Here is a 23,167-nt window from a genome sequence, read left to right on the forward strand (position 1 = left end):
CCTTCCCTAGCGCTGGGGATCGTTGGCGAGTTCGATCGGTGAGCCGTGCGGCGTCGCCTCGGCGGCACGCTGCCAGCTTTCCTGCAGCGACAGGATCGTCGCGGCATCGGTTACGCCCTTGCTGGCGACGATCTGCGACAGCGCAGCGACCCAGCAGTCGAAATAGTCGGCACCATCGGCGGCACGGCCGGGCTTGTGCAGCTCGGCAGACAACGTCTCCGCCCACTCGCTCCACGCGAACAATCCGCGCTCATGCAGATGCACGGTGATCGCGAAGGCCTCCGCCGCCCAGGGCTCCGGAAACACCGGATCGCCCTCGGCCGATTTCGGCAGCTGCGGCGAGTCCCGCAGCGGTGACACCTGATCACACTGGCTCAAGATAGCTCTCCCAGGCATCGATCGACACCGTCAGCGACGGATCGGCGCCCTCGCCCCATATCTCGCCACCATCGAAGACGACCGTATAGACCCATTCCGGGTTCTCGCCCTTTCCATGGGCGTGATCGTCGGGAAACACGAAGGAGCCCTGGACGGCTTCGACGACGCCGGTCTTGGCGCGCGCATAGCGCGGCAGGCGCGTATGGGTTTCCGGATTGAAATTCCGCGTCCGCACCGTCTGCCCGACGGCAAAGCGTGCAGCCGTCTGAACCGGCCGATCACACGGAGCGCCCTTGGCCAGCACGCCGGCCACCATATCGGCCTTCAGCACCCGCTTCGGCGCGGCACCGTCATCGCGCTTGTGGCCATCGGCGATCTCTGCCTGCGTCGCAAAGCCGTGGCGCTCCAGAAGCACCTCGAGCGCCCGCGTCCAGATCTCGTAGTAGCTTGCCGAGAGATATTGCGCCGGCGGAATGCTCTCGCGGGCGTGGCGGCTTTCATCGATCGTCCAGGCGCCGAAGGCACCGCAGGACAGCACGACGCCAAGCGCCCGCTTTTCCCATTCGGCATGAAAGTATGGCTCGTTCGGCTCGGGCGCCACCGGCCCGAAACCCATCTGCCCGCCGAGATCGTGCGGGCCGTTCATGCGCCCGCTCCCGGTGCTGCGGCAATGCCGGTGCCGATCATCGCATCGCGGCTGACGAGATCGGCAAGCGCCTCTTCATCGAGGCCATCGGTCCCTTGAGGACGCTCAGGGATGACGAGATAGCGAAGCTCTGCCGTCGAATCCCACACGCGGATCTTCTTCTCTTCCGGCAGCGTCACGCCGAATTCGGCAAGCACGCCGCGCGGATCGATGACTGCGCGCGAGCGATAGGCCGGCGCCTTGTACCAGACCGGCGGCAGACCGAGCACCGACCACGGATAGCAGGAGCAGAGCGTGCAGACGACGAGATTGTGGGTATCTGGCGTGTTGAAGACGGCGCGCATATGCTCACCCTGGCGGCCGGTATAGCCGAGGCTGGCGATCGCCGCCGTCGCATCCTGCTTCAGCCATTCGGCAAAGGCAGGATCGCTCCAGGCTTTGGCGACGACCCGCGCCCCGTTGCGCGGCCCGATCTTCGTCTCGTAGGTCTCGACGATGGCATCGATCGCGGCGGGATCGATCAGCCCCTTCTGCGTCAGTACCGTCTCCAGCGCCCTGACACGCGCCTGCATGTCGGTATAGCGGTTGTCGTGGTCATGATCATGCCCGTGGTCATGATCGTGGTGGTGACCATGATGATGGTGATCGTCGTCGTGATCGTGCATGACTGTCCCCTCCGCGCTTTGCAATCCTGTTTAGGCGCTTGCCGCTTCCGCGCCAAGCCACGAAAATCACTTCAGCATCGGCCACAGGCTGAGCACGAGCAGCAGCGCCATGGTGATATTGAACCATTTGAGCCTGACCGGATCGGAAAGCCAGTCCCGCAGCGCCGAGCCGAACCCTGCCCAGGTCGAAACGCTCGGCACATTGACCAGCGCAAAGGCAAAGCCGACGATCAGAACGCTGATGAAATAGACGTCCGGATTGGTATAGGTCGCCATGGCGGTCACCGCCATCACCCAGGCCTTCGGATTGATCCACTGGAAGGCCGCCGCCGACAGGAAAGACATCGGCGCCGCACTCGTCTTGCCCTCGCTCAGCGACCGCGACGAACCGATCTTCCAGGCGATCCACAGCAGATAGGCGCCGCCGGCGAATTTCAGCACGGTATAGAGCAGCGGCACTGTATGCAGCAGCGCGCCGAGCCCGAGGCCGACGCCGAGCAGCAGCGACAGGAAGCCCGCGCCGATTCCCAGCATATGCGGGATCGTCCGGCGGAAGCCGAAATTCACGCCCGAGGTGAACAGCATCATGTTGTTCGGCCCCGGCGTGATCGACGTCGTGAAGGCAAACAGCACCAGGGCTGCGAAAGTGTCCAAAGGCATCGTCTTCTCCCAGAGCGACCGCTTGTTGCCGCGATCCGCTTATTAGGTCAGCCTAACTGTCCTATTTTTCCTTCGCCAGCAGATGATTGTCACCGTGACACAATTGCTTGAAAGATGGAGTATCTGCGCAATCTCCGTCATCATAACCCGGAAAGGCAAAGCCATGCAGGAAGACCCGATCCCGACCATCACTTTCCCCAACGGCATCGAAGTGCCCGCGCTCGGTCAGGGCACCTGGAACATGGGCGAACGGGGCACCGAATCCGAACGCGAGATATCGAGCCTGAAGGCCGGCATCGATCTCGGCATGACGTTGATCGACACCGCCGAAATGTACGGCGAAGGCGGCGCCGAGCGCATCGTCGGCCGCGCCATCAAGGCCCAGCGCGACAAGGTGTTCATCACCAGCAAGGTCTATCCCCACAATGCCAGCCGCACCGGCACGATCGAGGCCTGCAACCGCAGCCTATCGCGCCTCGGCATCGATCGCATCGACCTCTATCTCCTCCACTGGCGCGGCGAGCACCCGCTCGAAGAGACGGTCGAGGCCTTCGAAGACCTGGAGGACGCCGGCAAGATCGGCGCCTGGGGCGTTTCGAATTTCGACACCGCCGACATGGAAGAGCTCTTTTCCGTCCCCGGCGGGCGCAAATGCGCCGCCAATCAGGTGCTCTACAATCTCGCCCGCCGCGGCATCGAATACGATCTGCTGCCCTGGTGCCAGAAATACGGCGTGCCGGTCATGGCCTATTCGCCGATCGAACAGGGCCGTATCCTGCACAAGCCCGAACTGATCCGCATCGCCAAGGCCAATCAGGCGACCCCGGCGCAGGTGGCGCTCGCCTTCCTGCTCGAACGCGACGGCGTCATCCCGATACCGAAGACCTCGTCCGCAGCGCGCACGAGCGAAAACCGCGAAAGCGTCTCCCTCGATCTCAGCGACGAGGATTGGTCCGCCCTCGACGCCGCCTTCCCGCCACCGGCGCGGAAATCCTCGCTGGAGATGTTGTGACACAAAATAAAAACGCCCGGGCATCAAACCCGGGCGCTCTCTGAATTCCGTAATCAGCCTTGGACTTACATGCCCTGCGCGCCACGGTTCATCGCTGCGATGCCGGTGCGGCAGACTTCGATGAGGCCGAGCGGCTTCATGACCGAGACGAACTGGTCGATCTTCGAGGACTTGCCGGTAATTTCCAGGATGAAGTGATCGACGGTGGCGTCGACGACCTTGGCGTGGAAGGCATCGGCAAGGCGCAGCGTCTCGGCGCGGGCATCGCCCTCGCCGACTACCTTGATCAGCGCGACTTCACGCTCGATCGGCCGGTCCTGGCCGAGCTCGCGGGCACGCACCGTCAGGTCGACGACGCGGTGAACCGGAACGATGCGCTCCAGCTGCGCCTTGATCTGCTCGAGAACCTGCGGCGTGCCGCGGGTGACGACGGTGATGCGCGACAGATGCGCCTGATGCTCGGTTTCGGAAACGGTCAGGCTTTCGATGTTGTAGCCGCGGCCGGAGAACAGGCCGATGACGCGGGCGAGAACGCCCGGTTCGTTATCGACCAGCACCGAGAGCGTATGGCTCTCGGCGGCAGCCGTTTCGGGGGAGATGAAGTAGGCGGAACCGGTGGGTTGAAGGTGTGCGTTCATGGTCTTGTTCTTCCTCTACTTCGATCAGACGAGCTGACGGCCCTTGGCGTCGATGGCGTTGGCGACGGCTTCGTCAGTCGCTTCATCAGGCAGCAGCATCTCGTTATGTGCCTTGCCCGACGGGATCATCGGGAAGCAGTTGGCGAGATTGGCAACGCGGCAGTCGAAGATGACCGGCTTCTTGACGTCGATCATCTCCTGGATGGTCGCATCGAGATCCTCGGGCTTTTCACAACGCAGGCCAACGGCGCCATAGGCCTCGGCGAGCTTGACGAAATCAGGCATCGCTTCGGTATAGGAGTTCGACAGGCGGTTGCCGTGCAAGAGCTGCTGCCACTGGCGCACCATGCCCATGTACTGGTTGTTCATGATGAAGATCTTGATCGGCGCGTCATACTGGATCGCCGCCGACATTTCCTGAATGCACATCTGGATCGAGGCATCGCCGGCAATGTCGATGACCAGGCTTTCCGGGTGGGCGATCTGGACGCCAAGCGCTGCCGGCAGGCCGTAGCCCATGGTGCCCAAGCCACCCGAGGTCATCCAGCGGTTCGGCTTCTCGAAGCCGTAGAACTGCGCCGCCCACATCTGGTGCTGACCGACTTCGGTCGTGATGTAGGTGTCGCGATCCTTGGTCAGTTCATAGAGACGCTCAAGCGCATATTGCGGCATGATGACGTCGTTGTTCTTCGTGTAGGCGAAGGAGTTGCGGGCGCGCCAGCGGGCGATATCGGCCCACCATTCCGCCGTCTGGGTCTTCGCCGGCTTGTTCGGCAGAGCCCGCCACAGGCGAACCATATCCTCGAGGATATTGCCGACGTCGCCGCGGATCGGAATGTCGGCGCGGACGTTCTTGTTGATCGACGACGGATCGATGTCGATATGGATCTTCTTCGAGTTCGGCGAGAAGGCGTTGATGCGGCCGGTGATACGGTCATCGAAACGAGCGCCGATGCAGACCATGACGTCGCAATCATGCATCGCCATGTTGGCTTCGTAGGAGCCGTGCATGCCGAGCATCTTCAGCCAGTTCTTGCCGGATGCCGGATAGGCGCCGAGACCCATCAGCGTCGAGGTGATCGGGAAATCGGTGAGCTCGACCAGCTCGCGCAGCAGCTTGGAGGCTTCCGGGCCGGAATTGATGACGCCGCCGCCGCTGTAGATGATCGGACGGCGCGCCGTCGCCATCAGCTCGATCGCTGCCTGGATCTGGCTCAGATCGCCCTGGACCTTCGGCTGGTAGCTCTTCTGGATGACATGGGCGGACGGCGGCGTGTAGGTGCCGGTCGCAAACTGGATGTCCTTCGGAATATCGACCAGAACCGGACCCGGACGGCCGGACTGGGCGATGCGGAAGGCTTCATGGATGATCGCCGCCAGCTGGTTGACGTCCTTGACCAGCCAGTTGTGCTTGGTGCAAGGGCGGGTGATGCCGACGGTATCGGCTTCCTGGAAGGCGTCGGAACCGATCAGCGAGGTCGGAACCTGACCGCTGAGGCAGACGAGCGGGACGGAATCCATCAGCGCGTCCTGCAGCGGCGTGACGGCATTGGTCGCGCCCGGACCGGAGGTGACCAGCATGACGCCGACCTTGCCGGTGGAGCGGGCATAGCCTTCGGCCGCGTGGCCGGCGCCTTGCTCATGGCGAACGAGGATGTGCTTGATCTCGTCCTGCTGGAAGATCTCGTCATAGATCGGAAGCACGGCACCACCCGGATATCCGAAGATATGCTCGACGCCGTTGTCCTTCAGCGCCCGGAGTACGATCTCCGCTCCCGTCATCCGATTGCTATCTGCCGTCTGATTGTCCGTGCCCGTCATTTCTCTGTTCCGTTCTGACTGCTGGGATTTAAGTTTTGTGGTCGGCAAGCCTGAATTTCAGGCATAAAAAAAGGCCCCTGAGGGAGCCTGTCATCTAGCGCATGGGTGGCTATCGCCGGATGGTTACACCATCCTGCCCATGCGCTTTCCCACCACAATAAGAGCTGCTGCGATTTTCATGGGCGCAAGTGATAGACAGAAAATTTCGCAGCGTCAACGCTTGCCGAAATAAAAAAACGACGCGTCCGGCAGCGCCATCTACAGGTTCTTACCCTCCAGAATTAAGGGCCGGAACCATTTATTAAAAGATAAGTCATATCTTGGATCGCTAACGCAGGGAGTAGGCCGTTGCTCAACAACGACTTGCAGACGTCAGGGAAAGCCGGCGAGCATGACCGCCGCGATAGCCAGGCGCGGGGTAACCGCTTTCTGGGCCGTGTCGTCGCATGCAGCGGTTCCCGCACGACGATCGCCGCAATCGCCGAAGGCGGCGGCACCGATCTCACCGAACTCTGGTCCGTCGGACGGCTGATTTCGATCAGCGTCGGGCGCAACCGCGTCGTCGCCCTCGTCTATCAGATGAACACCGGCTCCCACATGTGGGGCGAAGGTGAGGACAACGGCTTCAGCATCGAGGCCGAGCTCCTCGGCGAAGTCCGCGTCGATGAAGACGGCCGCGAGGAATTCTCGACCGGCATCTCGCGCTATCCCTATCTCGGCGCCATCGCCCACCGGATCCGCTCTGCCGACCTGATGCGCATCTATGATGCCGGTGCTGGCGCGACCGCCGTGATCGGCAACCTCACCCAGGACGAAAGCATCGACGCGGCGATTCACGTGCCCTCGATGCTGTCGAAGCATTTCGCCATCGTCGGCTCGACCGGCGTCGGCAAGTCGACGGCGGTGTCGCTGCTGCTGCACAAGGCGATCGAGGCCGATCCGAAGCTGCGCGTGCTGATCCTCGATCCGCATAACGAATTTGCCGCGGCCTTCCCCAAGCATTCGGTCGTCATCGACACCGACACGCTTGACCTGCCCTTCTGGCTGATGCGGCTTGAGGAATTCGCCGAAGTGGTCTTCCGCGGTCGCCCGCCGGTGCCGGAAGAGCTCGACATGCTGCGCGACATCATGCCGGAGGCCAAGCGCGCCTTCCGCGGCAGCGACAGCTCGCTGGTGCGCCGCACGACGGAGAAAAGCTCGATCACCGCCGATACGCCAGTGCCCTATCGCATGGCCGATCTCCTGGCACTGATCGACGAGCGCATCGGCCGCCTCGAAGGCCGCGCCGAAAAGCCGTTCCTGCGATCGCTGAAGATGCGCATCATCGCCGCCATCAACGACCCGCGCTACCACTTCATGTTCTCCAACAACACGATCTCCGACACGATTGTGGAGACCGTGGCGCAGATCTTCCGCATCCCGGGCGAAGGCCGCCCGATCTGCACCTTCCAGCTCTCCGGCATCCCGTCGGAAGTCGTCAATTCGGTCGCGTCCGTGCTCTGCCGCATGGCCTTCGAAATCGGCCTCTGGAGCGAAGGCGCGATCCATATGCTGGTCGTCTGCGAAGAAGCACACCGCTACATTCCGGCCGACCCGACGCTCGGATTCGTACCGACCCGCCAGGCGATCGCCCGCATCGCCAAGGAAGGCCGCAAATACGGCGTCTCGCTCGGCATCATCACCCAGCGTCCTGGCGAACTCGACCAGACGATCCTGTCGCAGTGCTCTACGCTGTTTGCGATGCGCCTGTCCAACGACCGCGACCAGGAAATCATCCGATCGGCGATCCCGAATTCGTCGATCTCGACGACCAGCTTCATCTCCTCGATCGGCAACGGCGAAGCGATCGCCTTCGGCGAGGCGATCAGCGTTCCCATGCGCATGCGCTTCTCGCGCGTTGCGCAGAACTTGCTGCCGAAAGCCCATGGCGCAACGGCAAAGCAGTCCGAGGAAGATCCCGATACCGTCGATCTGCGCAAGATCGTCACCCGCATGCGCGCCGTCAGCGGCGCCGCCGGCCCGGATATCTCAAATTTCCAGAACAGCTACAACGCCTCAGTCCAGAGCGACATGCTGTTCGACGACGAGGAGCCGCCGGAGGGCCAGGCCTATCCGCTGCCGGCCGCCGCCACGCCGTCGATGTCGCTGAACGAGCCCTACCGCCCGGATATGCTGCCGCGCAGCTACGCGCCGCAGGATCCGCAGCCGGCAGCCGCCGGATCGATCGACAGCCGCCTCGAGGCGCTGCGCCGTGAAATGCGCCGTGAGGAAGCCGGCCAGCCCCGCTCCTTCGGCAATCAGGAACCGGCGCCGACAGTCCAGCGCCGCGAACCCGGCACCTCGTCATTGCGCGAAAGCATCCTCAGGAAGCCGCTGAGCAGCCTTTACAACAAGGATTGAGGCTTAGACGCTCTTCGATTTCGCCGCCGCAGCGATCACGCTGAGATGGCGCTCGATCAGGGTGAGAAAGGCGATCGTGCCGCAGATCAGCGACGCCAGCACGATACCGCCGATGGCACCGAACAGCGCGCCAACCAGGAACATTCCCGATCCACCCTGAGCAGACGCGGCCGCTCCGGCTGAAAATGTCGAGAATGCCAGGATGATGACGGCGATGATTGCATTGATGGAAGCAAGCGTCTTGGCCAGAAAGTTGTTCATGGAGTTTCTCCAGATTGTCCCTGGAGAACCTCTACAACTGCATCCCCGCGCCAAGCTTGCCGCGGAGTGTATGCGTCAGGGCGCCATACGCTCCCAACTGTCGTCCATCTGATTGCGAAACCACGTCATCTGTCGCTTGGCGTACTGGCGTGTCGCCGCCGAACCCCTGTCGATCACCTCGTCCCTCGTCAGCTCGCCGCGAAACATCGCTGCAATCTGCGAAACGCCGATCGCCTTCATGGCGGGCATCTCGGCTGGTAGATTAAGGGCAAGCAGCGCCCGAACCTCATCCTCCGCGCCCTGCTCCAGCATCGCCTCGAAACGGCCGTTGATCCGCTGGTGCAGCACCGCGCGATCAGGCAGCACGACGATCTTCCGGGCGCTATCGGGATCGACGATCACCGGTCCGGTCTGCTGTTGAAAGGCGGCGATCGAACGGCCCGTCGCTTCCAGGACTTCCAGCGCGCGGACGATGCGCTGCCCATCTTCAGGGTTCAGGCTTTCCGCAACCGCCGGATCCCGCTCCTGCAGCGCCGCATAGAGCTGCGACGGCCCCTCGTCGATCAGCCGCTGGCGCAATCCTGCGCGGATTTCATCGGGTATCACCGGCATGTCGGAAAGCCCGCCTGTCAGCGCCTTGAAATAGAGCCCGGTGCCACCGACGAAAACAGGCAGTCGCCCCTTGTTCCGCAAACGCGGCAGGAGCTCGACGACATCCCGAATCCAGGCACCGGTCGAATAGGCGGTACCGGCAGGCACGTGCCCATAAAGATGATGCGGCACGCCTTCCATGTCGGCGTCATCGGGTCGCGCCGTCAGCACCCGCAGCGTGTCGTAAACCTGCATGCTATCGGCATTGATGACGGCGCCGCCATTCTGCTTCGCCAGTTTCACGGCCAGCGCGGACTTGCCGCTTGCGGTCGGCCCGGTTATCAGGATCGCACCTGTTGTGCTCAGAAGGTTTTCCATATGGCTCTCGTTGCCACGCTTGTTGCCAATCCGTCAAACCCCGTTCTGTCTCCGGCGCTTGCCGAGAAGGCGCATGACAGCGTCAAAGCCTCCGGTCTCTACTGGCTGGCGGATGGCATCGCCTGCGATATCGCCCTTCGCGACGGCACGGATGCCACAGAAGCCGAAGCTGCAATTCTTTCGGTCCTCGCCGGCCAGCCGGTCGATGTCGTGGTTCAGGACGCCGAGACGCGCCGCAAGAAGCTGCTGATCGCCGACATGGATTCGACGATGATCGGCCAGGAATGCATCGACGAGCTCGCCGCCGAAGTCGGTCTCAAGGACAAGGTGGCAACGATCACCGCCCGCGCCATGAACGGCGAGATCGCCTTCGAACCGGCGCTGCGCGAACGCGTCGCGCTGCTGAAGGGCCTGCCCATTTCCGTCGTCGACGAGGTCATCGCCAAGCGCATCACGCTGACGCCTGGCGGCCCAGAACTGATCGCCACGATGAAGGCGAAGGGCTATTACACCGCCCTTGTCTCCGGCGGCTTCACCGTGTTTACAAGCCGCATCGGCGCCACGCTCGGCTTCGACGAGAACCGCGCCAATCTGCTGCTCGACGAGAACGGCACCCTGTCCGGCTTCGTCGCCGAGCCGATCCTCGGCAAGCAGGCAAAGGTCGACGCGCTGATCGATATCTCGGAGAAGCTCGGCATCACCCCTGAGGACGCCATCGCCGTCGGCGACGGCGCCAACGACCTCGGCATGCTGCATCTCGCGGGATCCGGCGTTGCCCTGCACGCCAAGCCGGCCGTCGCCGCCGAAGCGAAGATGCGCATCAACCACGGCGACCTGACCGCGCTTCTCTACATCCAGGGTTACCGCAAAACGGATTTCGTCACGCCATGACCGAGACGATCCTCACGACCAGCAGGCTCATCATCCGCAACTGGCGCGAGGAGGACCGCGATCTCTTCCACGAGATCAATTCCGACCCCGATGTCATGGAATTCTTCCCGCGGCGGCGCAACCGCGCAGAATCGGACGAGCTCTTCGATTACCTCCGCAAGCTGATCTCCGACACCGGCCTCGGCTTCTACGCATTGGAACGGACGGAAACCGCCGACACGCTCGGCTTCTGCGGCATCATGCGAACCTCGCACGAACCGGCAATCCCCGACGGCACCGTCGAAATCGGCTGGCGGCTCGCCAAGCGCCACTGGGGTGCGGGCTATATCAGCGAAGCCGCAACCGCGCTGCTGCAGCACGGTTTCGACAACCACGGCCTCAAGGAAATCGTCGCCTTCACTGTCCCCCAGAACCGCCGCTCACGCGCCGTCATGCAACGCATCGGCATGACGCATCATGAAGATCGCGACTTCGACCACCCGAAGGTCCCGGCCACCACCCCGGACTTCATCCGCCACGTGCTCTATGCGATCAGCGCGCCCGAGCGCCGCTGACCCTATTCCATCGGCACTGCGATGAAGCGCAGGTCGCCATTGGCGGCGGCGATCATCATCTGGGCGTTGCGGCGGCCTTCCTGCTTCAGCGACTGAACCTTGGCAGCAACCGCATCCGGCGACTTCATGAATTCCTGCGCCACCTCGACGATCACGTCGCCGGGCTTCAGGCCCTTTTCGGCCGCAGCCGAGCCGGGCGTCACTTCCGTCACGACGACGCCGTCGACGCTTTCGGCGATGTTGAAGGTCTTGCGGATATCCGGGTTGAGCAACGACAACGACAGACCGAGGACGTTCTTCGGCGTTGCCGAGTCAGGCGCGACCTGACCCTGCTGGTCGGTCTGGCCCTGGCCCTTGTTCTCGGGACCCTTGTTCTCGGGCGTCTTGTTTTCCGTGCCCTTGTTGTCGGGTGACGGCTGAGCCTGATCGCTATCGGGCTCGTCCATGTCGTCGTTCTCGCCGGGATCCGGATTGATGACGCCGCCATTCTGCGAACCGTCATCGCTGTTTGCCGCAGCCTGGTCGCTGTCTTCGAGACGGCCGAGCGTCACCTTGACGGTCTGCTCCTTGCCGTCGCGCAGCACCACGACATCGACTTCCTTGCCGACAGGGCTTTCGGCGACGACGCGCGGCAGATCGCGCATCTCGTTGACGGCCTTGCCGTCGAATCTCAGGATGACATCGCCGGCCTTGATCGAGCCGTTGTCGACAGGTCCGCCCTTGATGACGCCGGCGACCAGCGCGCCCTTGGCGGCATCGAGGCCGAGGCTGTCGGCGACGTCGTCGGTCACCGGCTGTATGCGCACGCCGAGCCAACCGCGGCGGGTCTCGCCATATTCACGCAGCTGCGCCACGACACCCGAAGCGAGTTCCGACGGCACCGAGAAGCCGATGCCGATCGAGCCACCGCTCGGCGAAATGATCGCCGTGTTGATGCCGATGACCTCGCCCTTCATGTTGAAGAGCGGACCACCGGAATTGCCCTTGTTGATTGCCGCATCGGTCTGGATGAAGTTGTCGTAGGGGCCGGCATTGATGTTACGGCCGCGGCCGGAAATGATGCCGACGGTCACCGAGCCGCCGAAGCCGAACGGATTGCCGATAGCCATCACCCAGTCGCCGATGCGCATGCCGCTGGAATCGCCGAACTTCACCGCCTTCAGCGGCGTCTTAGGTTCGACCTTGAGAACCGACAGGTCGGTCTTGGTATCGGTGCCGATCAGCTTGGCCTTCAGCTTCGAGCCATTGGCGAAATTGACCTCGATATCGTCGGCGCCTTCGATGACGTGGTTGTTGGTAACGATGTAGCCCGCGGGGTCGATAACGAAGCCGGAACCGAGCGAGCTGACATTGTGGTTGCCGCCGCCCTTGCCGCCCTGCTGCTTGTTGAAGAAGTCGTTGAAGAATTCCTGGAAGGGCGATCCGTCGGGCGCGCGCGGCGCCGGACCGGCGCCCTCGTCGTCCTTGACGTTCTGCGATGTCGAGATGTTCACGACTGCATCGAGAAGACCTTCAGCGAGATCGGCGACGGAAGCCGGACCGTTTGTCGGCGGCACTCCCTGGGCGGCTGCGGTGCCGGCAAGACCGATATTGGCAAGAAGGGCTGCGCCGGCCAGGAGAGCGAGCGATCGTCTGAAGGTCGGGCGTGTCGTGGGGGCCATCAAGCTTCCTCATGTCAGGTCAAAGCGGCAGTCTGACCACCAACATAGGGCGGAATGATGGAGCGTGAAATCACCTTTTCGCGAAATCCCGTGCAATCTCAACTTAGCCTCTCAGAAGCCAGACGAAGGCCACGCCGAGGGCGATCGCGGCCAGTCCGAAGCCGCGAATCTGGCGCTCCGGAACCGATGGCAGAAGCTTGACCATCTCCACAAGAAAACGAGGGGCCGGTGCATAGACCAGCCCCTCGATCACGAGAAAGAATGCAGGCACCCTCAGGAAATCCTGCAGTCCTCTATTGTCAGTTTGCCGGTGCGGCGGGTGCCGCCGGCGCCGGAGCGGCCGGCGGTGCCGCAGGCGTGCCGGTCGCGCTGTCGAAGTAGCGGAAGAACTCCGAGTTCGGCGACAGCACCAGTGTCGTATCCTGCGACGAGAGCGACGAGGAATAGGCCGACATCGAGCGATAGAACTCGAAGAACGACGGGTCCTTGCCGAAGGATTCGGCGAAGATCCGGTTCCGGTCGGCATCGCCCTGACCGCGCAGGATTTCGGAATCACGCTGCGCTTCCGCGGTGATCTCGACGACCTGGCGGTCGGCGACGGCGCGGCGGCGCTGGCCTTCTTCGTTACCCGAAGCACGGATCCGTTCGGCTTCCGCCAGACGCTCCGAACGCATCGCGTTATAGGTGTTCGGCGCGACTTCGGGCGAGAGGTCGGTGCGGCGGATACGGACGTCGTCGATGTTGAGGCCGAGGTTCTCGGCATCGATCCTGAGGTCGTCGCGGATTTCGAGCATCATCGCAACGCGCTCTTCGGAAAGAGCGGCATTGTAGTCACGCAGACCGTAGACGCGGCGCAGCGACGAATCGAGCTGTGCGCGAAGACGAGCCTCGGCAGCCTCGCGGTCACCCGACACCGTTTCACGGAAGCGGCGGACATCGGCGATGTTGTAGATCACGAAGGCATCGACATCGAAGGTCTGGCCGTCCTGAACCTGTACGCGGATATTATCGAGATCGAGGCGAAGCGCCTGCTTCTCGACATACTGCACGCGATCCGCATCCATGAAGGCGAACGGCAGCTTGAAATACAGGCCCGGCTCGGTCTTGACCGACTGGATCTGACCGAAGCGGACGACGATCGCCTGTTCGCGGGCATTGACCACGAAGACCGACGAATAGACGACGAAGAGGACGACCGCGAGTGCGATCAGCACGGCGGGAAGCTTATTGGATGTCATGGCTCAACCTCCCTGCTGTGCCGGTTTGCCGATCTCGTTGAGCGGCAGATAGGGTACGACCCCCTGCTTCTCGTCGATGATGACCTTTTTCGAATTCTTCAGCACCTGTTCCATCGTTTCCAGGAACAGCCGCTTGCGCGTCACGTCAGGAGCCTTTGCATATTCGTCGTTGATCGATGCGAAGCGCTGTGCCTCACCTTCCGCTTCCTTGACGACACGGTCCTTGTAGGCGGCGGCGTCTTCGCGGATCTGAGCCGCCTCGCCTCGCGCCTGGCCGAGCCGCTGGTTGGTATAGCGATTTGCCTCTTCGATCGTGCTGTCGCGGTCGCGGCCTGCACGCTGCACTTCTTCGAAGGCATCGGAGACTTCGCGCGGCGGAGCGACGTTCTGGATCGTCACGCCGGTAACGGTGATACCCGCCTTGTAGCGGTCCATCGTCCCCTGAACGATATTGAGAACGTCCGTCTCGATCGGCTGACGATTGCTGCGGAACGCGTCCTGTGCCGGACGGCGGCCGACGATCTCGCGCATCGCGCTGTCGGAAACCTGCTGCAGCGTTTCCGCCGGGTTCTCGACGTTGAAGAGATAGGCCTTCGGATCGCTGACGGTGAAGAACACCGCAAACTGAACGTTGATGACGCTGCGGTCGCCCGAGAGCATCAGGCCGCTCGAAGACGACGACGACGTCGCGCCGATATTCTGCTGCTGCACCGTGACCTTGACCGTTTCGACCGTCTCAAGCGGCCAGAAATGGAAGTGCAGGCCCGGCATCGAGACTTCCTGCTTCGGTTGGCCGAAGCGCAGTTCCACACCACGCTCGTCCGGCTGGACGATGTAGATGCACTGGAAGAGCCAGAAGGCCGCGAGGATTGCGACGATGATCAGCGCCACGCCGCCATTGAAACCGCCAGGCACCATGCGGCCCAGCTGGTCCTGACCACGGCGAATGATGTCTTCGAGATCGGGCGGACCGCCCTTGCCCCCGCCGCCGCCTTTCGGACGGTTCGGGCCCTGCCCCCATGGTCCCTGATTGTTATTGTTACCGCCGCCGCCGCCCCATGGGCCGCCGCCGCCATTCTGATTGCTCCAGGGCATCAAAACCTCTTTGTTCGTTGAACTCCCGATCGCATATGCCCGCGGGGGCGGCAGACGGTAAGCGATTGTGACCGTTATAGGTATCGCCGACCCTGCTTTCAACGCGACATGAAGGACTTGGTGTTCTTTCTTGGAAAATAATTCGTTATCGTCAGCTGCGGCGCTCGTAGACGACGTAGCGTGTCGGATAATTGTCCTTCTCGCCGGCGGGCACGTCGAGCGTCTCGACCGGCTTCCAGCGCGCGGCGTCGATCGCCGGAAAAGCAGTATCGCCCTCCACATGCGTCTCGACATGGGTAACGCACATGCGGTCGGCAAGATCGATCGCCTGCGCATAGATCTGACCGCCACCGGCGATGATGATCTCGCCGAGCCCCTGCTCAGCCGCAATCGCCTCGGCCTTGCCGATCGCCTCGGCCAGCGAATGCGCCATCGTCACATCGGGATGATCGATCGCGGCGTGGCGCGAGATCACCACATGCGGGCGCCCCGGCAACGGCTTGCCACCGATCGATTCGTAGGTCTTGCGGCCCATCACCAACGGCTTGCCCGCGGTTATTGCCTTGAAGCGCTTGAGATCGGTCGAGAGGCGCCAGGGCATATCGCCGTCCCGGCCGATGATGCCGTTCTCAGATACAGCCACAACGATCGTCTTGATGATACCGGACATGAGACCCCGCCTCCGCATTCGATGCCAGTGCGGACACCTACCCGCTAATGAGGGGGAAAGCTAGCCGACGGCGCGCCCGGCAGACGTCTGCTGCGCATCCGGATTGCCGAGCCAGATGACGGCAACGCGCTCGCCGGTCTGCTTGGCGAGATACATGTAATTGTCGGCGCGCTTGACGAAGGACGCCGCCGTATCCGCCGGCTCGAGCAGCGCCACGCCGACAGCAGCACCCACTTCCGTGATTGCCCCATCGATGGCGATCGGCTTGAAGATGCGCTCCGCAGCGTCGGTCACCGTATTCCTGACATCGTGGATCAGCACCGGATCCACTTCGATCAGCACCACGAATTCATCGCCGCCGATCCGGGCGATGAAATCATTGGCGCGAAAACTCTCGCGAAAACGGCTGGCAAGCGTGCGGATCACCTCGTCACCGGCACCATGCCCCAGCCGGTCGTTGACCGCCTTGAAGCCGTTGAGATCGATGAATGCCAGCGCCATCGATTTTTCCGCCGCCCGCGCCGTCTCGATCTGCTCTGCCAGGGTCTCGTCGAAACAGGCCCGGTTCGGCAGGCCGGAGAGCGCATCCGTGCGTGCCGAAGCGCGAAGCGCCAGCTCGATCTCACGCTGATGGCGCACGCGCGCCGAAACATCCATGATCACTTCGACGTCGAAGGAAACACCGCCGACGATTGTACGCTGCGCCGAAATCAGCGTCGGAATGATCGTCCCGTCGGCATGGCGGATATCGACCTCCTCGAGCACATAGGCACCGTCCTCAGCCAGCATCCTGTGCCGGCGATCGCGCGCCGGATTGTCGATCGCCGCACCCTCGGAGGTCAGTTTCTTGCCGCTGATATCTTCCCATTTCAGACCCGTCAGCTTCAGATAGGCGTCATTGACCTTCGCATAGCTCGACGTCTTCGTGTCGCTGGTGGTGATCGCCATGGCGATCGGCGCAAACTCGAACATGCGCATCAGCATCGACGACAGTACATCTGGGGGAAGAAGGTCAGTATCGTCCATTGCGGTCCCGGGAGCATTACCTGCGCGGGAGAAAATAACCGAGGGCTATTAATATCTTACTGATGAAACTTGGTACATTTTCAGACATTGCCGGACAAAGACGTTTTCAATCGTCTCGCGGTCCAGCGCTTTGCTGAAATTGCGAAGAGGTCAAACCGCGATCGGCGCCTTGATGCTGGCATAGGCCTCGTAGCCGGCGAGCTCGAAATCCTCGAATTTGAAATCGAAGATATCCTTGACGTCGCGCTTGATCAGCATGCGTGGCAGCGGCTTCGGATCGCGCGTCAGCTGCAGCTTCGCCTGCTCGAAGTGATTGTGGTAGAGATGCGCATCGCCGAGCGTGTGGACGAAATCGCCGTATTTCAGGCCGGTCACCTGCGCCACCATCATCGTCAGCAGCGCATAGGAAGCGATGTTGAAGGGCACGCCGAGGAAGATGTCGGCGGAGCGCTGGTAGAGCTGGCAGGAGAGCTTGCCGTCGGCGACATAGAACTGGAAGAGGCAATGACAGGGCGGCAGCGCCATGTTGTCGACTTCGGCCGGGTTCCAGGCCGAGACGATGTGGCGGCGCGAATTCGGGTTCTTGATGATGCCGTTCACCAGGTTGGCGATCTGGTCGATGTGCCCGCCATCAGGCGCCGGCCAGGAGCGCCACTGCGCGCCATAGACCGGGCCGAGATCGCCGTTCTCATCGGCCCATTCGTCCCAGATCGAGACGCCGTTGTCCTTGAGATAGCGGATATTGGTCTCGCCCTTCAGGAACCAGAGCAACTCGTGGATGATCGAGCGCAGATGCAGCTTCTTGGTCGTCAGAACCGGGAAACCGTCGTTCAGGTCGAAGCGCATCTGATGGCCGAAGACCGAGCGCGTTCCGGTTCCCGTCCGGTCGCCACGGTCGGTGCCCTTGTCCATCACATGGGTCAGAAGATCGAGATATTGCTTCATGGCCGCCGCCGACTCCGTTTTCGTCTTATATTTAAGCCGTCCCCGCCCCGAAACCAACCACGCGGCATCGCTTTTCCAAGCAAAATCCGCCGATATCAACGACGCTTTTGTGACGAGCCTCTTCCCATGCCGTCAGGAAAACACTATATCAGCCTTGCCGGTCTTCGGGCCGGCTATGGCGATAAATGGGCGGTGTAATAAGCCTATTGGACCCGGGGGCGGTACCCGGCGCCTCCACCAAGAACAGCCGGATGTACGGCTGCTGTTGATGGGGGCGAAATAGGATCGACAAGGGTGTAAAGATCGACTTTTCGCTCGGCATGATACCGCCGTTATCGGGTCACAAGTGTAGTTGCAAACGACAACAACGCTAAGGAATACGCTCTCGCTGCCTAATGGCGGTGCGGGAATTCCGCTCCAAGTCCTCTAGGTTAGCCCCTTGAGGCGGGGTCCGAAGGCACCTGGCAACAGAAGCCTTCACCTTCTCCCTGCCATTGAAATCATGTATGCTTCCGTCAAGCATGACTCGGGGCAAGGCTTCCGCAGCGCGGCCGGACATGGCATATAAGCGAGCGAAAAGACTTCCGAACCAACGAAAGACAGGAAAAGCATGGGGCAGGACCACATCCGCTACGACATTCTGGCACAGGACGCGCTGCGTGGCGTCATCCGCAAGGTCTTGTCCGAAGTCGGAGCGACGGGCCGCCTTCCCGGCGACCACCACTTTTTCATCACCTTTCTGACCGGCGCTCCCGGCGTGCGCATTTCGCAGCACCTGAAGAGCAAATATCCCGAGCAGATGACCATCGTCATCCAGCACCAGTTCTGGGATCTGAAGATCACCGAATCGCTGTTCGAGATCGGCCTTTCCTTCTCCGACGTTCCCGAAAAGCTCGTCATCCCCTTCAATGCCATCCGCGGCTTCTATGATCCCTCGGTGAATTTCGAGCTGGAATTCGACGTGCCGCTCGCCGATGGCGAGGAGCTGACCGAAGCCGAAATCACCGCCTATCCAGTCGCTCCCGAAAAGAGCGAGGAAACGCCGGCGGCCAAGCCTGCCGAGGGCGGCGAGGAAAAGAAGCCCGGATCGGTCGTCTCGCTCGACGCCTTCCGCAAGAAGCAGTAACCGGAAGGGAAGCCAAGGCTTCCCTTTTTCATTCCAGCCAAAATGCATTTTGGCCGGCCGAATTCATTTCAGATCGGGGCATGCCATGAGCGCCGAAATCGTCAATCTCCGCCAGTTCAGGAAGAAGCAGGCCCGTTCGGAAAAGGACAAAGAGGCCGAGCAGAACCGCATCAGCTTCGGCCGCACCAAAGCCGAGAAGCAGTTGACCAAGGCGCTGAACGACAAGGCGGAGAAGAGCCATAGCCAGGGCCGGATCGAGAAGGACAAGGACGAATAGGCCCGTTGCCGATCGCACTGCTTCGTCCGTTTAATCAAGCCAATAAGTCTCGCCGATGATCCGCAAGCATTCCGCAACGCTTCACGGCCACCGCACCAGTTTCACTCTCGAAGACGAATTCTGGGCCGAACTGAAGACGATCGCCACCGCCCGCGCAATCCCGCTCGCCGCACTGATTTCAGAGATCGACGATAGCCGCGCCGCCGACAGCAACCTCTCCTCGGCGCTGCGCCTGCATGTGCTCGCCTGGCTCAAGAACAGCGGATGATGGTAACTTTGGCGAGGTCATTGCCGCGCCCGTGAGCGCCCGGCAATGACCCCTTGATGGCTAGGTTCGGGTAACCACCCGATTTCAGCTTATGCGTTTCTGAAAACCGCGATACGCCGTCTTTCGATCAGAAGCTGCGGCATTCGCGCTAGATGAAGGCGCTCGCCGCATCCCGGACTTGTCCGAAGGACGTAAATCGCTGGTCGATTGTGGAAAGACGGACATCCGGCTTATTGCGGAATGCCGGCGCCGGGCATGGTGTTGAAATTCAGGCCGTTGCCGCCTGCCGGTGTCTGGCCCTGGCCGCTGTTCTGCTGAGCCGCACGCCGTTGTGCTTCGGCCTCCGCCGCGGCCTTGGCGTCGGCAGCAGCCTTCGCATCCGCCTCGGCCTTGTGCTTGGCTTCCGCTTCCGCCTTCTGTTTCGCAGCCGCTTCGGCGAGCGCTCGCAGGCGTTCTTCTTCGGCCTTGCGCTCGACCTCTATCGCAGCCGCCTTAGCGCGTTCGGCGTCATTGAACTTGTAGAGAGCCACTTCGCGGCGCAGGCGCTGTTTTTCGAGCACGTTGGCCTGCAGGCGCTCGACGCGGCGGCGTTCGCGTTCGAAGGCGCGCAGCGACAGGTAGCCGGTGATATCGGTCACATCCATGGTGCGGCCAGGCGATGCCAGCAGACCGGAAAAATCGAGCCTCAACGCCGGATCGGCGCCGGAAAGCGCGTCGTTGCCGGGGTTGAAGCCGATATTCAGCGAGGCGTTGATGCGCTCCTGTGGCAGGTCGATCTGCGCGTTGCCGGTCACCTTGGCGAGGTCGTTGGATACGGTGACGTTCTGAACCCGGAGCATTCCGTCGGTGATATTGAACGGGATGCCGAGCGGCGGCAGCTTTGCCTCGCCGTTATTCAGCAGCGTCTCGACGATCGGATGCACCTTGCCGGCATTCAGCTGGTCCTGCATCGGATCGGTGGCCGAGAGCAGCGGCGCCAGGATCGCCAGATTGAGGCCACGCACGCTGGTCTCGCCAAGCCGCATCTCGCCGGAGCCGGTCATCGAGCTCGCCAGCTCCGTCATCGACTTGCCGGATGCCTCGGAGCTCAGCGACAGACCGAACTTGCCGTTAGCGATCGGCGCCCCGTCGCGCGACCAAACGACACCGCCGAGATCGGCATCGGCAAGCGCCAGCTTCGTCTGGAAGAAGCCGGTGCCGTCAGCATTGGTGAAGAGCAGGTTGCCGGAAAGCTTGCCGCCATCCCAGGTGCCCTGCATGTCGTTCAGCTGCAGCTCATCGCCCTTATAGGCGATGTTGCTGGCGAAATCGCTGACGGCGCCAGACCAGCCGGGCCAGAACTGCTGGGCCGAGAGCTTCAGGTTGACGTCCATATCCTTGAAGACCGGCTGTCCGAGACCCTGGGTCGTCAGGTTGCCGGTTGCAGGATCGGTCATCGGCCCATAGACGGCCTCGCCGAGCCAGATCGCATCGGCGCGGTCGAGCGCCAGCTCCCCGCTCGCCGTGGTCTTGTTCGCTGCCCTGTCGACCGCCAGCGAGCCGGCGAACTTGTTGTCGGCAGCATGGCCCTTCAGGTCCGCGAATGTGATCTTGCCGCTATCGATCGTCGCCGTCGTCTGGAGGCCGAACGGCAGTCCGGTTCCGAGCTGCGGCAGCGCGATGCCGTTCATGATCAGGTAGGGATCGAGATCGGCGCTCTCCAGGGACACGCCGACCTGGCCGTTCATGAAGGTATCGGGGCGCACATCGACCTTGCCATTGGCGGTAAACGACGTGCGGTCGGTCGCAAAGGCCAGCGAGGCATCGGCGGGATCGGTGCCGTTGACCTGCACCTTCAGCGACAGCCTGCCATTGGCATCGGCTTCCACCGGCAGCGGATCGAGACCGGCCTGGCCGAACAGCACAGAGGTCGTCGCATTCTCGAGCGTCGCCTCGAGGCTGGTCGTCCCCTTGCCGGTCAGCGCCAGAAGATCGGACATGCGGTAATCGAGATTGACGCGGCTGCCGTTGGAAACACCGGCGAGCGTCAGCGTCAGCCCGTCACTCTGGTCGCCGCCGAGCGTGAGAGCGCCGCGCAGCGCCGTATTGGTGTACCAGGCCGAATTGCGCACCAGCCGGTCCATGACGGGATGCTGTGGCAGATGCTCCTTCAGCATGGTGAAGAACGGGCCGGGATCGGCCGACTTGAAGGTGATCTCGCCGGAACCCTTGTAGTCGAGCAGCGAGCCCTCGGCGCGGCCGGTCGCGGTCAGCTCGGCGCCCGCAAAATTCTTCACCGCCAGCTTTTCGACAGCAAGCGCGCCGTCGGCGATGGTGAAGCTCGTCTCGACATTCGACGCCTCGACGCCGAAGGCCGTGAACTTGTCGGCCTTCAGCTGCGCGGTGATCTTGTGATCGAGCACATTGTCGCCGGCATCCTGGCCGGTGAAGAGGCCGGTCAGCGCCCTCAGGGCATCGAGATCCAGCGCGTCGCCGTTCAAAGCGACATTCAGCGATGGCGTCTGGTCCTTGGGCGCCAGCCGCTCCACCCTGCCCTTCAGCGTCGCAGGGCCGACGGCGATCTCCAGATTGTCGAAACTCTGCTTCTGATGCGTCAGGCTGACATCGGCGGAAAAACCTGCCTGCCGCAGCTGGCGGATCGCCGGATCGACGGAACCGGCAAGCCAGGAGGCAAGCCCGCTCGGCTGATTGGAGGCGACGGTCACCTGGCCGTTGAACGACGGCTGGCCGCGCAGCGCAAGCCGCCCCTTGCCTTCCACCTGCGTGCGCCCCGGCAGCGTGCCGACGGCATCGTCGATCGTCCAGCCGTCACCGGCCGGCTGCAGATCGAGCTGCACGTCGCGGATGGTCGTATCGCCGGCGACGATGGCCGGCAGGCGCACGCTCGCCTTACCCGGCACCTGCGGGATCGGCACCTGCGCCACGATATTGATCAGCGAGTTGAGGCGCTGGCGGGCCGAAAGGCCGGGATCGCGCGCCGTCTTGCCGCCCGCGCCCTGATTGCCGATGCGGTTGACGTCGATCTGCTGGCCATTGGCGGTCAGCAGGAATTCCGGCGCGCTGCCGGTATCGAGCGTCGCCTCCCCGGTGATCACATAAGGGTCATCGGCCGAGCCGACTTCCAGCCGGTATTCGGGAACGCGGATGCGCTCGTTGGTCAGCTCGAAACGGCCCTTGACGCGAGGCGGCGGCAGCGTCTTGTCATTCTTGCTCTGCCCGCGGTTCTCGATCGCTGCCGACATCGTGCCCTGATAGTTCGGCTTGCGGTCGACGAGCTTCAGCTCGCCATCCAGATCGACGCTGACAGGATGCTGGTCGGGAACGAGACGGGTGCGGACTTTCAACACGCCGTTTTCGTCCGGCTGGCCGCTGGCGATCGAGAAGCTGCCATGCTCGCCGTCGAGAGTCGCGTCACCATCGATGCGCCAGGGACCCGCGAGCGACTTTGCCGACATCTCGGCATTCAGGCCGCTGATGTTGCGCGAACGGCCGGACTGGTCGTCGATGAACTGCACATCGCCACCACTGACGTGGACATTTTCGAGCACCACTGTCTTGGCCGGAATTTCCGCCTGGCTGCCGCGCATCCAGTCGAGCGTGCCATCCTTGAGGAGCCGCAGCCGCACCTTCGGATTGACGACCCGCATGTCGAAAATCAGCGCCTCGCCGGAGAGAAACGGCGCAAGCTCGGCGTCCATGGAGAACTGCTCGACCTGAACGATCGGCTGGCCATCCGGCTCCTGGCCGACGCGCACGTCATGCATGGTCACCGACGGAAACGGCAGCAGCCGTGCATCGACGGTGCCGTGCACGGTGACCTTCTTGCCGATGATCTGGCTTGCCTGATCCTCGAAATTCTTGCGGAAGTCCGTCCAGTCGATGAATAGCGGTGCGAGTAGCGCCACAAAGAGCACTACCACGATCACTCCCCCTAGAAAGACGAGGAACCGGCCTACCAAATCAAGG

23 protein-coding genes and 1 other RNA gene are annotated in these 23,167 nt (G+C 62.5%); 8 read left to right on the forward strand and 16 right to left on the reverse strand.

The genetic code is table 11. From position 1 onward, the window contains the following. Window positions 1-6 precede the first annotated feature (6 nt). The 4 genes from ACEN84_RS20590 to ACEN84_RS20605 all read right to left on the reverse strand — a co-directional run bounded on the left by ACEN84_RS20590 (window position 7) and on the right by ACEN84_RS20605 (window position 2,349). On the reverse strand, window positions 7-378 hold the full coding sequence (locus ACEN84_RS20590; RefSeq protein WP_413709739.1) for a nitrile hydratase accessory protein: 372 nt from the start codon (window positions 376-378) through the stop codon (window positions 7-9). Next, window positions 365-1,024, reverse strand: coding sequence for a nitrile hydratase subunit beta (gene nthB, locus ACEN84_RS20595; protein ID WP_413709740.1), 660 nt, complete (start codon window positions 1,022-1,024; stop codon window positions 365-367). Before nthB ends, ACEN84_RS20590 begins: the two co-directional genes overlap by 14 nt. Beyond that, complete coding sequence (nthA, locus tag ACEN84_RS20600; RefSeq protein WP_130278046.1) at window positions 1,021-1,689, reverse strand: nitrile hydratase subunit alpha; 669 nt, start codon at window positions 1,687-1,689, stop codon at window positions 1,021-1,023. Before nthA ends, nthB begins: the two co-directional genes overlap by 4 nt. 66 nt (window positions 1,690-1,755) lie before the next feature. Beyond that, window positions 1,756-2,349 carry a LysE family translocator gene (locus ACEN84_RS20605; protein ID WP_413709741.1) on the reverse strand — a complete coding sequence of 198 codons (594 nt, stop codon included), beginning with the start codon at window positions 2,347-2,349 and terminating at the stop codon, window positions 1,756-1,758. A gap of 163 nt (window positions 2,350-2,512) precedes the next feature. Here ACEN84_RS20605 and ACEN84_RS20610 point away from each other — a divergent pair, with 163 nt between their 5' ends. Next, window positions 2,513-3,361 carry an aldo/keto reductase gene (locus tag ACEN84_RS20610; protein WP_413709742.1) on the forward strand — a complete coding sequence of 283 codons (849 nt, stop codon included), beginning with the start codon at window positions 2,513-2,515 and terminating at the stop codon, window positions 3,359-3,361. A 65-nt stretch (window positions 3,362-3,426) separates the two neighbouring features. Here ACEN84_RS20610 and ilvN read toward each other — a convergent pair whose 3' ends face one another. Together ilvN and ACEN84_RS20620 are read right to left on the reverse strand one after the other, a co-directional pair. Next, window positions 3,427-3,999 carry an acetolactate synthase small subunit gene (gene ilvN / locus ACEN84_RS20615; protein WP_112715345.1) on the reverse strand — a complete coding sequence of 191 codons (573 nt, stop codon included), beginning with the start codon at window positions 3,997-3,999 and terminating at the stop codon, window positions 3,427-3,429. A gap of 24 nt (window positions 4,000-4,023) precedes the next feature. After that, window positions 4,024-5,820 (reverse strand): acetolactate synthase 3 large subunit, encoded by a 1,797-nt coding sequence (locus ACEN84_RS20620; protein ID WP_413709743.1) that lies wholly within the window; start codon window positions 5,818-5,820, stop codon window positions 4,024-4,026. Between the two features lie 348 nt (window positions 5,821-6,168). Between ACEN84_RS20620 and ACEN84_RS20625 the strand changes: the two genes are divergently transcribed. Continuing rightward, the gene (locus ACEN84_RS20625; protein ID WP_199629141.1) at window positions 6,169-8,220 is read left to right on the forward strand and encodes an ATP-binding protein; all 2,052 of its coding nucleotides are present in this window, start codon (window positions 6,169-6,171) and stop codon (window positions 8,218-8,220) included. 3 nt (window positions 8,221-8,223) lie between these two features. Here ACEN84_RS20625 and ACEN84_RS20630 read toward each other — a convergent pair whose 3' ends face one another. Both ACEN84_RS20630 and miaA read right to left on the reverse strand, forming a co-directional pair. Continuing rightward, window positions 8,224-8,481 (reverse strand): hypothetical protein, encoded by a 258-nt coding sequence (locus tag ACEN84_RS20630; protein ID WP_112715351.1) that lies wholly within the window; start codon window positions 8,479-8,481, stop codon window positions 8,224-8,226. A 75-nt stretch (window positions 8,482-8,556) separates the two neighbouring features. Further along, the gene (miaA, locus tag ACEN84_RS20635; RefSeq protein WP_413709744.1) at window positions 8,557-9,450 is read right to left on the reverse strand and encodes a tRNA (adenosine(37)-N6)-dimethylallyltransferase MiaA; all 894 of its coding nucleotides are present in this window, start codon (window positions 9,448-9,450) and stop codon (window positions 8,557-8,559) included. On the opposite strand from miaA, the gene serB reads away from it, so the two are divergent. Next, window positions 9,451-10,341: a phosphoserine phosphatase SerB gene (gene serB / locus ACEN84_RS20640; protein ID WP_413709745.1), complete on the forward strand. Its 891-nt coding sequence runs from the start codon at window positions 9,451-9,453 to the stop codon at window positions 10,339-10,341. After that, entirely contained in the window at window positions 10,338-10,895 is a 558-nt protein-coding gene (locus ACEN84_RS20645; RefSeq protein WP_413709746.1) for a GNAT family N-acetyltransferase, read from the forward strand. The genes serB and ACEN84_RS20645 overlap by 4 nt, the downstream gene beginning before the upstream one ends. A 2-nt stretch (window positions 10,896-10,897) precedes the next feature. Here the strand turns inward: ACEN84_RS20645 and ACEN84_RS20650 are convergent, their stop codons facing one another. From ACEN84_RS20650 to ACEN84_RS20680, 7 genes are all read right to left on the reverse strand, one after another. Beyond that, window positions 10,898-12,556, reverse strand: a complete 1,659-nt coding sequence (locus ACEN84_RS20650) for a DegQ family serine endoprotease (protein ID WP_413709747.1) — start codon at window positions 12,554-12,556, stop codon at window positions 10,898-10,900. A gap of 103 nt (window positions 12,557-12,659) precedes the next feature. Next, window positions 12,660-12,845, reverse strand: a complete 186-nt coding sequence (locus tag ACEN84_RS20655) for a DUF2065 domain-containing protein (RefSeq protein ID WP_413711333.1) — start codon at window positions 12,843-12,845, stop codon at window positions 12,660-12,662. A gap of 10 nt (window positions 12,846-12,855) precedes the next feature. Next, window positions 12,856-13,794 (reverse strand): protease modulator HflC, encoded by a 939-nt coding sequence (hflC, locus tag ACEN84_RS20660; RefSeq protein WP_413709748.1) that lies wholly within the window; start codon window positions 13,792-13,794, stop codon window positions 12,856-12,858. A gap of 3 nt (window positions 13,795-13,797) precedes the next feature. Continuing rightward, on the reverse strand, window positions 13,798-14,889 hold the full coding sequence (gene hflK, locus ACEN84_RS20665) for an FtsH protease activity modulator HflK (RefSeq protein ID WP_112715363.1): 1,092 nt from the start codon (window positions 14,887-14,889) through the stop codon (window positions 13,798-13,800). Between the two features lie 151 nt (window positions 14,890-15,040). Further along, complete coding sequence (locus ACEN84_RS20670; protein ID WP_413709749.1) at window positions 15,041-15,559, reverse strand: dihydrofolate reductase; 519 nt, start codon at window positions 15,557-15,559, stop codon at window positions 15,041-15,043. A 60-nt stretch (window positions 15,560-15,619) separates the two neighbouring features. After that, on the reverse strand, window positions 15,620-16,585 hold the full coding sequence (locus ACEN84_RS20675; RefSeq protein WP_413709750.1) for a GGDEF domain-containing protein: 966 nt from the start codon (window positions 16,583-16,585) through the stop codon (window positions 15,620-15,622). A gap of 150 nt (window positions 16,586-16,735) precedes the next feature. Continuing rightward, window positions 16,736-17,530, reverse strand: a complete 795-nt coding sequence (locus tag ACEN84_RS20680; RefSeq protein WP_413709751.1) for a thymidylate synthase — start codon at window positions 17,528-17,530, stop codon at window positions 16,736-16,738. Window positions 17,531-17,647: 117 nt separating this feature from the next. Between ACEN84_RS20680 and ssrA the strand changes: the two genes are divergently transcribed. The 4 genes from ssrA to ACEN84_RS20700 all read left to right on the forward strand — a co-directional run bounded on the left by ssrA (window position 17,648) and on the right by ACEN84_RS20700 (window position 19,201). Continuing rightward, window positions 17,648-18,012: a transfer-messenger RNA gene (gene ssrA, locus ACEN84_RS20685) on the forward strand. A gap of 128 nt (window positions 18,013-18,140) precedes the next feature. Beyond that, on the forward strand, window positions 18,141-18,656 hold the full coding sequence (locus tag ACEN84_RS20690; RefSeq protein WP_112715387.1) for an SspB family protein: 516 nt from the start codon (window positions 18,141-18,143) through the stop codon (window positions 18,654-18,656). Between the two features lie 85 nt (window positions 18,657-18,741). After that, window positions 18,742-18,933, forward strand: coding sequence for a DUF4169 family protein (locus ACEN84_RS20695; RefSeq protein ID WP_130278025.1), 192 nt, complete (start codon window positions 18,742-18,744; stop codon window positions 18,931-18,933). Between the two features lie 55 nt (window positions 18,934-18,988). Continuing rightward, window positions 18,989-19,201 (forward strand): ribbon-helix-helix domain-containing protein, encoded by a 213-nt coding sequence (locus tag ACEN84_RS20700; RefSeq protein WP_413709752.1) that lies wholly within the window; start codon window positions 18,989-18,991, stop codon window positions 19,199-19,201. Between the two features lie 230 nt (window positions 19,202-19,431). On the opposite strand, the gene ACEN84_RS20705 is transcribed toward ACEN84_RS20700, so the two are convergent. Continuing rightward, window positions 19,432-23,160, reverse strand: a complete 3,729-nt coding sequence (locus ACEN84_RS20705) for an AsmA-like C-terminal region-containing protein (RefSeq protein WP_413709753.1) — start codon at window positions 23,158-23,160, stop codon at window positions 19,432-19,434. Between the last annotated feature and the right edge of the window lie 7 nt (window positions 23,161-23,167).

Origin of the sequence: Rhizobium sp. Rhizsp82, assembly GCF_047325115.1 — a bacterium.
In the GTDB taxonomy this organism is placed as follows: Bacteria; Pseudomonadota; Alphaproteobacteria; order Rhizobiales; family Rhizobiaceae; genus Rhizobium.

Excerpts from the sequence above, each read along its gene's own strand:
- miaA (WP_413709744.1), bottom strand. The coding sequence starts at position 9,450 with ATGGAAAACCTTCTGAGCACAACAGGTGCGATCCTGATAACCGGGCCG.
- ilvN (WP_112715345.1), bottom strand. The coding sequence starts at position 3,999 with ATGAACGCACACCTTCAACCCACCGGTTCCGCCTACTTCATCTCCCCC.
- ACEN84_RS20700 (WP_413709752.1), top strand. The coding sequence starts at position 18,989 with ATGATCCGCAAGCATTCCGCAACGCTTCACGGCCACCGCACCAGTTTC.
- ACEN84_RS20610 (WP_413709742.1), top strand. The coding sequence starts at position 2,513 with ATGCAGGAAGACCCGATCCCGACCATCACTTTCCCCAACGGCATCGAA.
- nthB (WP_413709740.1), bottom strand. The coding sequence starts at position 1,024 with ATGAACGGCCCGCACGATCTCGGCGGGCAGATGGGTTTCGGGCCGGTG.
- ACEN84_RS20695 (WP_130278025.1), top strand. The coding sequence starts at position 18,742 with ATGAGCGCCGAAATCGTCAATCTCCGCCAGTTCAGGAAGAAGCAGGCC.
- ACEN84_RS20605 (WP_413709741.1), bottom strand. The coding sequence starts at position 2,349 with ATGCCTTTGGACACTTTCGCAGCCCTGGTGCTGTTTGCCTTCACGACG.
- serB (WP_413709745.1), top strand. The coding sequence starts at position 9,451 with ATGGCTCTCGTTGCCACGCTTGTTGCCAATCCGTCAAACCCCGTTCTG.
- ACEN84_RS20690 (WP_112715387.1), top strand. The coding sequence starts at position 18,141 with ATGGGGCAGGACCACATCCGCTACGACATTCTGGCACAGGACGCGCTG.
- hflC (WP_413709748.1), bottom strand. The coding sequence starts at position 13,794 with ATGACATCCAATAAGCTTCCCGCCGTGCTGATCGCACTCGCGGTCGTC.
- hflK (WP_112715363.1), bottom strand. The coding sequence starts at position 14,889 with ATGCCCTGGAGCAATCAGAATGGCGGCGGCGGCCCATGGGGCGGCGGC.
- ACEN84_RS20630 (WP_112715351.1), bottom strand. The coding sequence starts at position 8,481 with ATGAACAACTTTCTGGCCAAGACGCTTGCTTCCATCAATGCAATCATC.
- ACEN84_RS20670 (WP_413709749.1), bottom strand. The coding sequence starts at position 15,559 with ATGTCCGGTATCATCAAGACGATCGTTGTGGCTGTATCTGAGAACGGC.
- ACEN84_RS20675 (WP_413709750.1), bottom strand. The coding sequence starts at position 16,585 with ATGGACGATACTGACCTTCTTCCCCCAGATGTACTGTCGTCGATGCTG.
- ACEN84_RS20680 (WP_413709751.1), bottom strand. The coding sequence starts at position 17,530 with ATGAAGCAATATCTCGATCTTCTGACCCATGTGATGGACAAGGGCACC.
- ACEN84_RS20650 (WP_413709747.1), bottom strand. The coding sequence starts at position 12,556 with ATGGCCCCCACGACACGCCCGACCTTCAGACGATCGCTCGCTCTCCTG.
- ACEN84_RS20645 (WP_413709746.1), top strand. The coding sequence starts at position 10,338 with ATGACCGAGACGATCCTCACGACCAGCAGGCTCATCATCCGCAACTGG.
- ACEN84_RS20620 (WP_413709743.1), bottom strand. The coding sequence starts at position 5,820 with ATGACGGGCACGGACAATCAGACGGCAGATAGCAATCGGATGACGGGA.
- nthA (WP_130278046.1), bottom strand. The coding sequence starts at position 1,689 with ATGCACGATCACGACGACGATCACCATCATCATGGTCACCACCACGAT.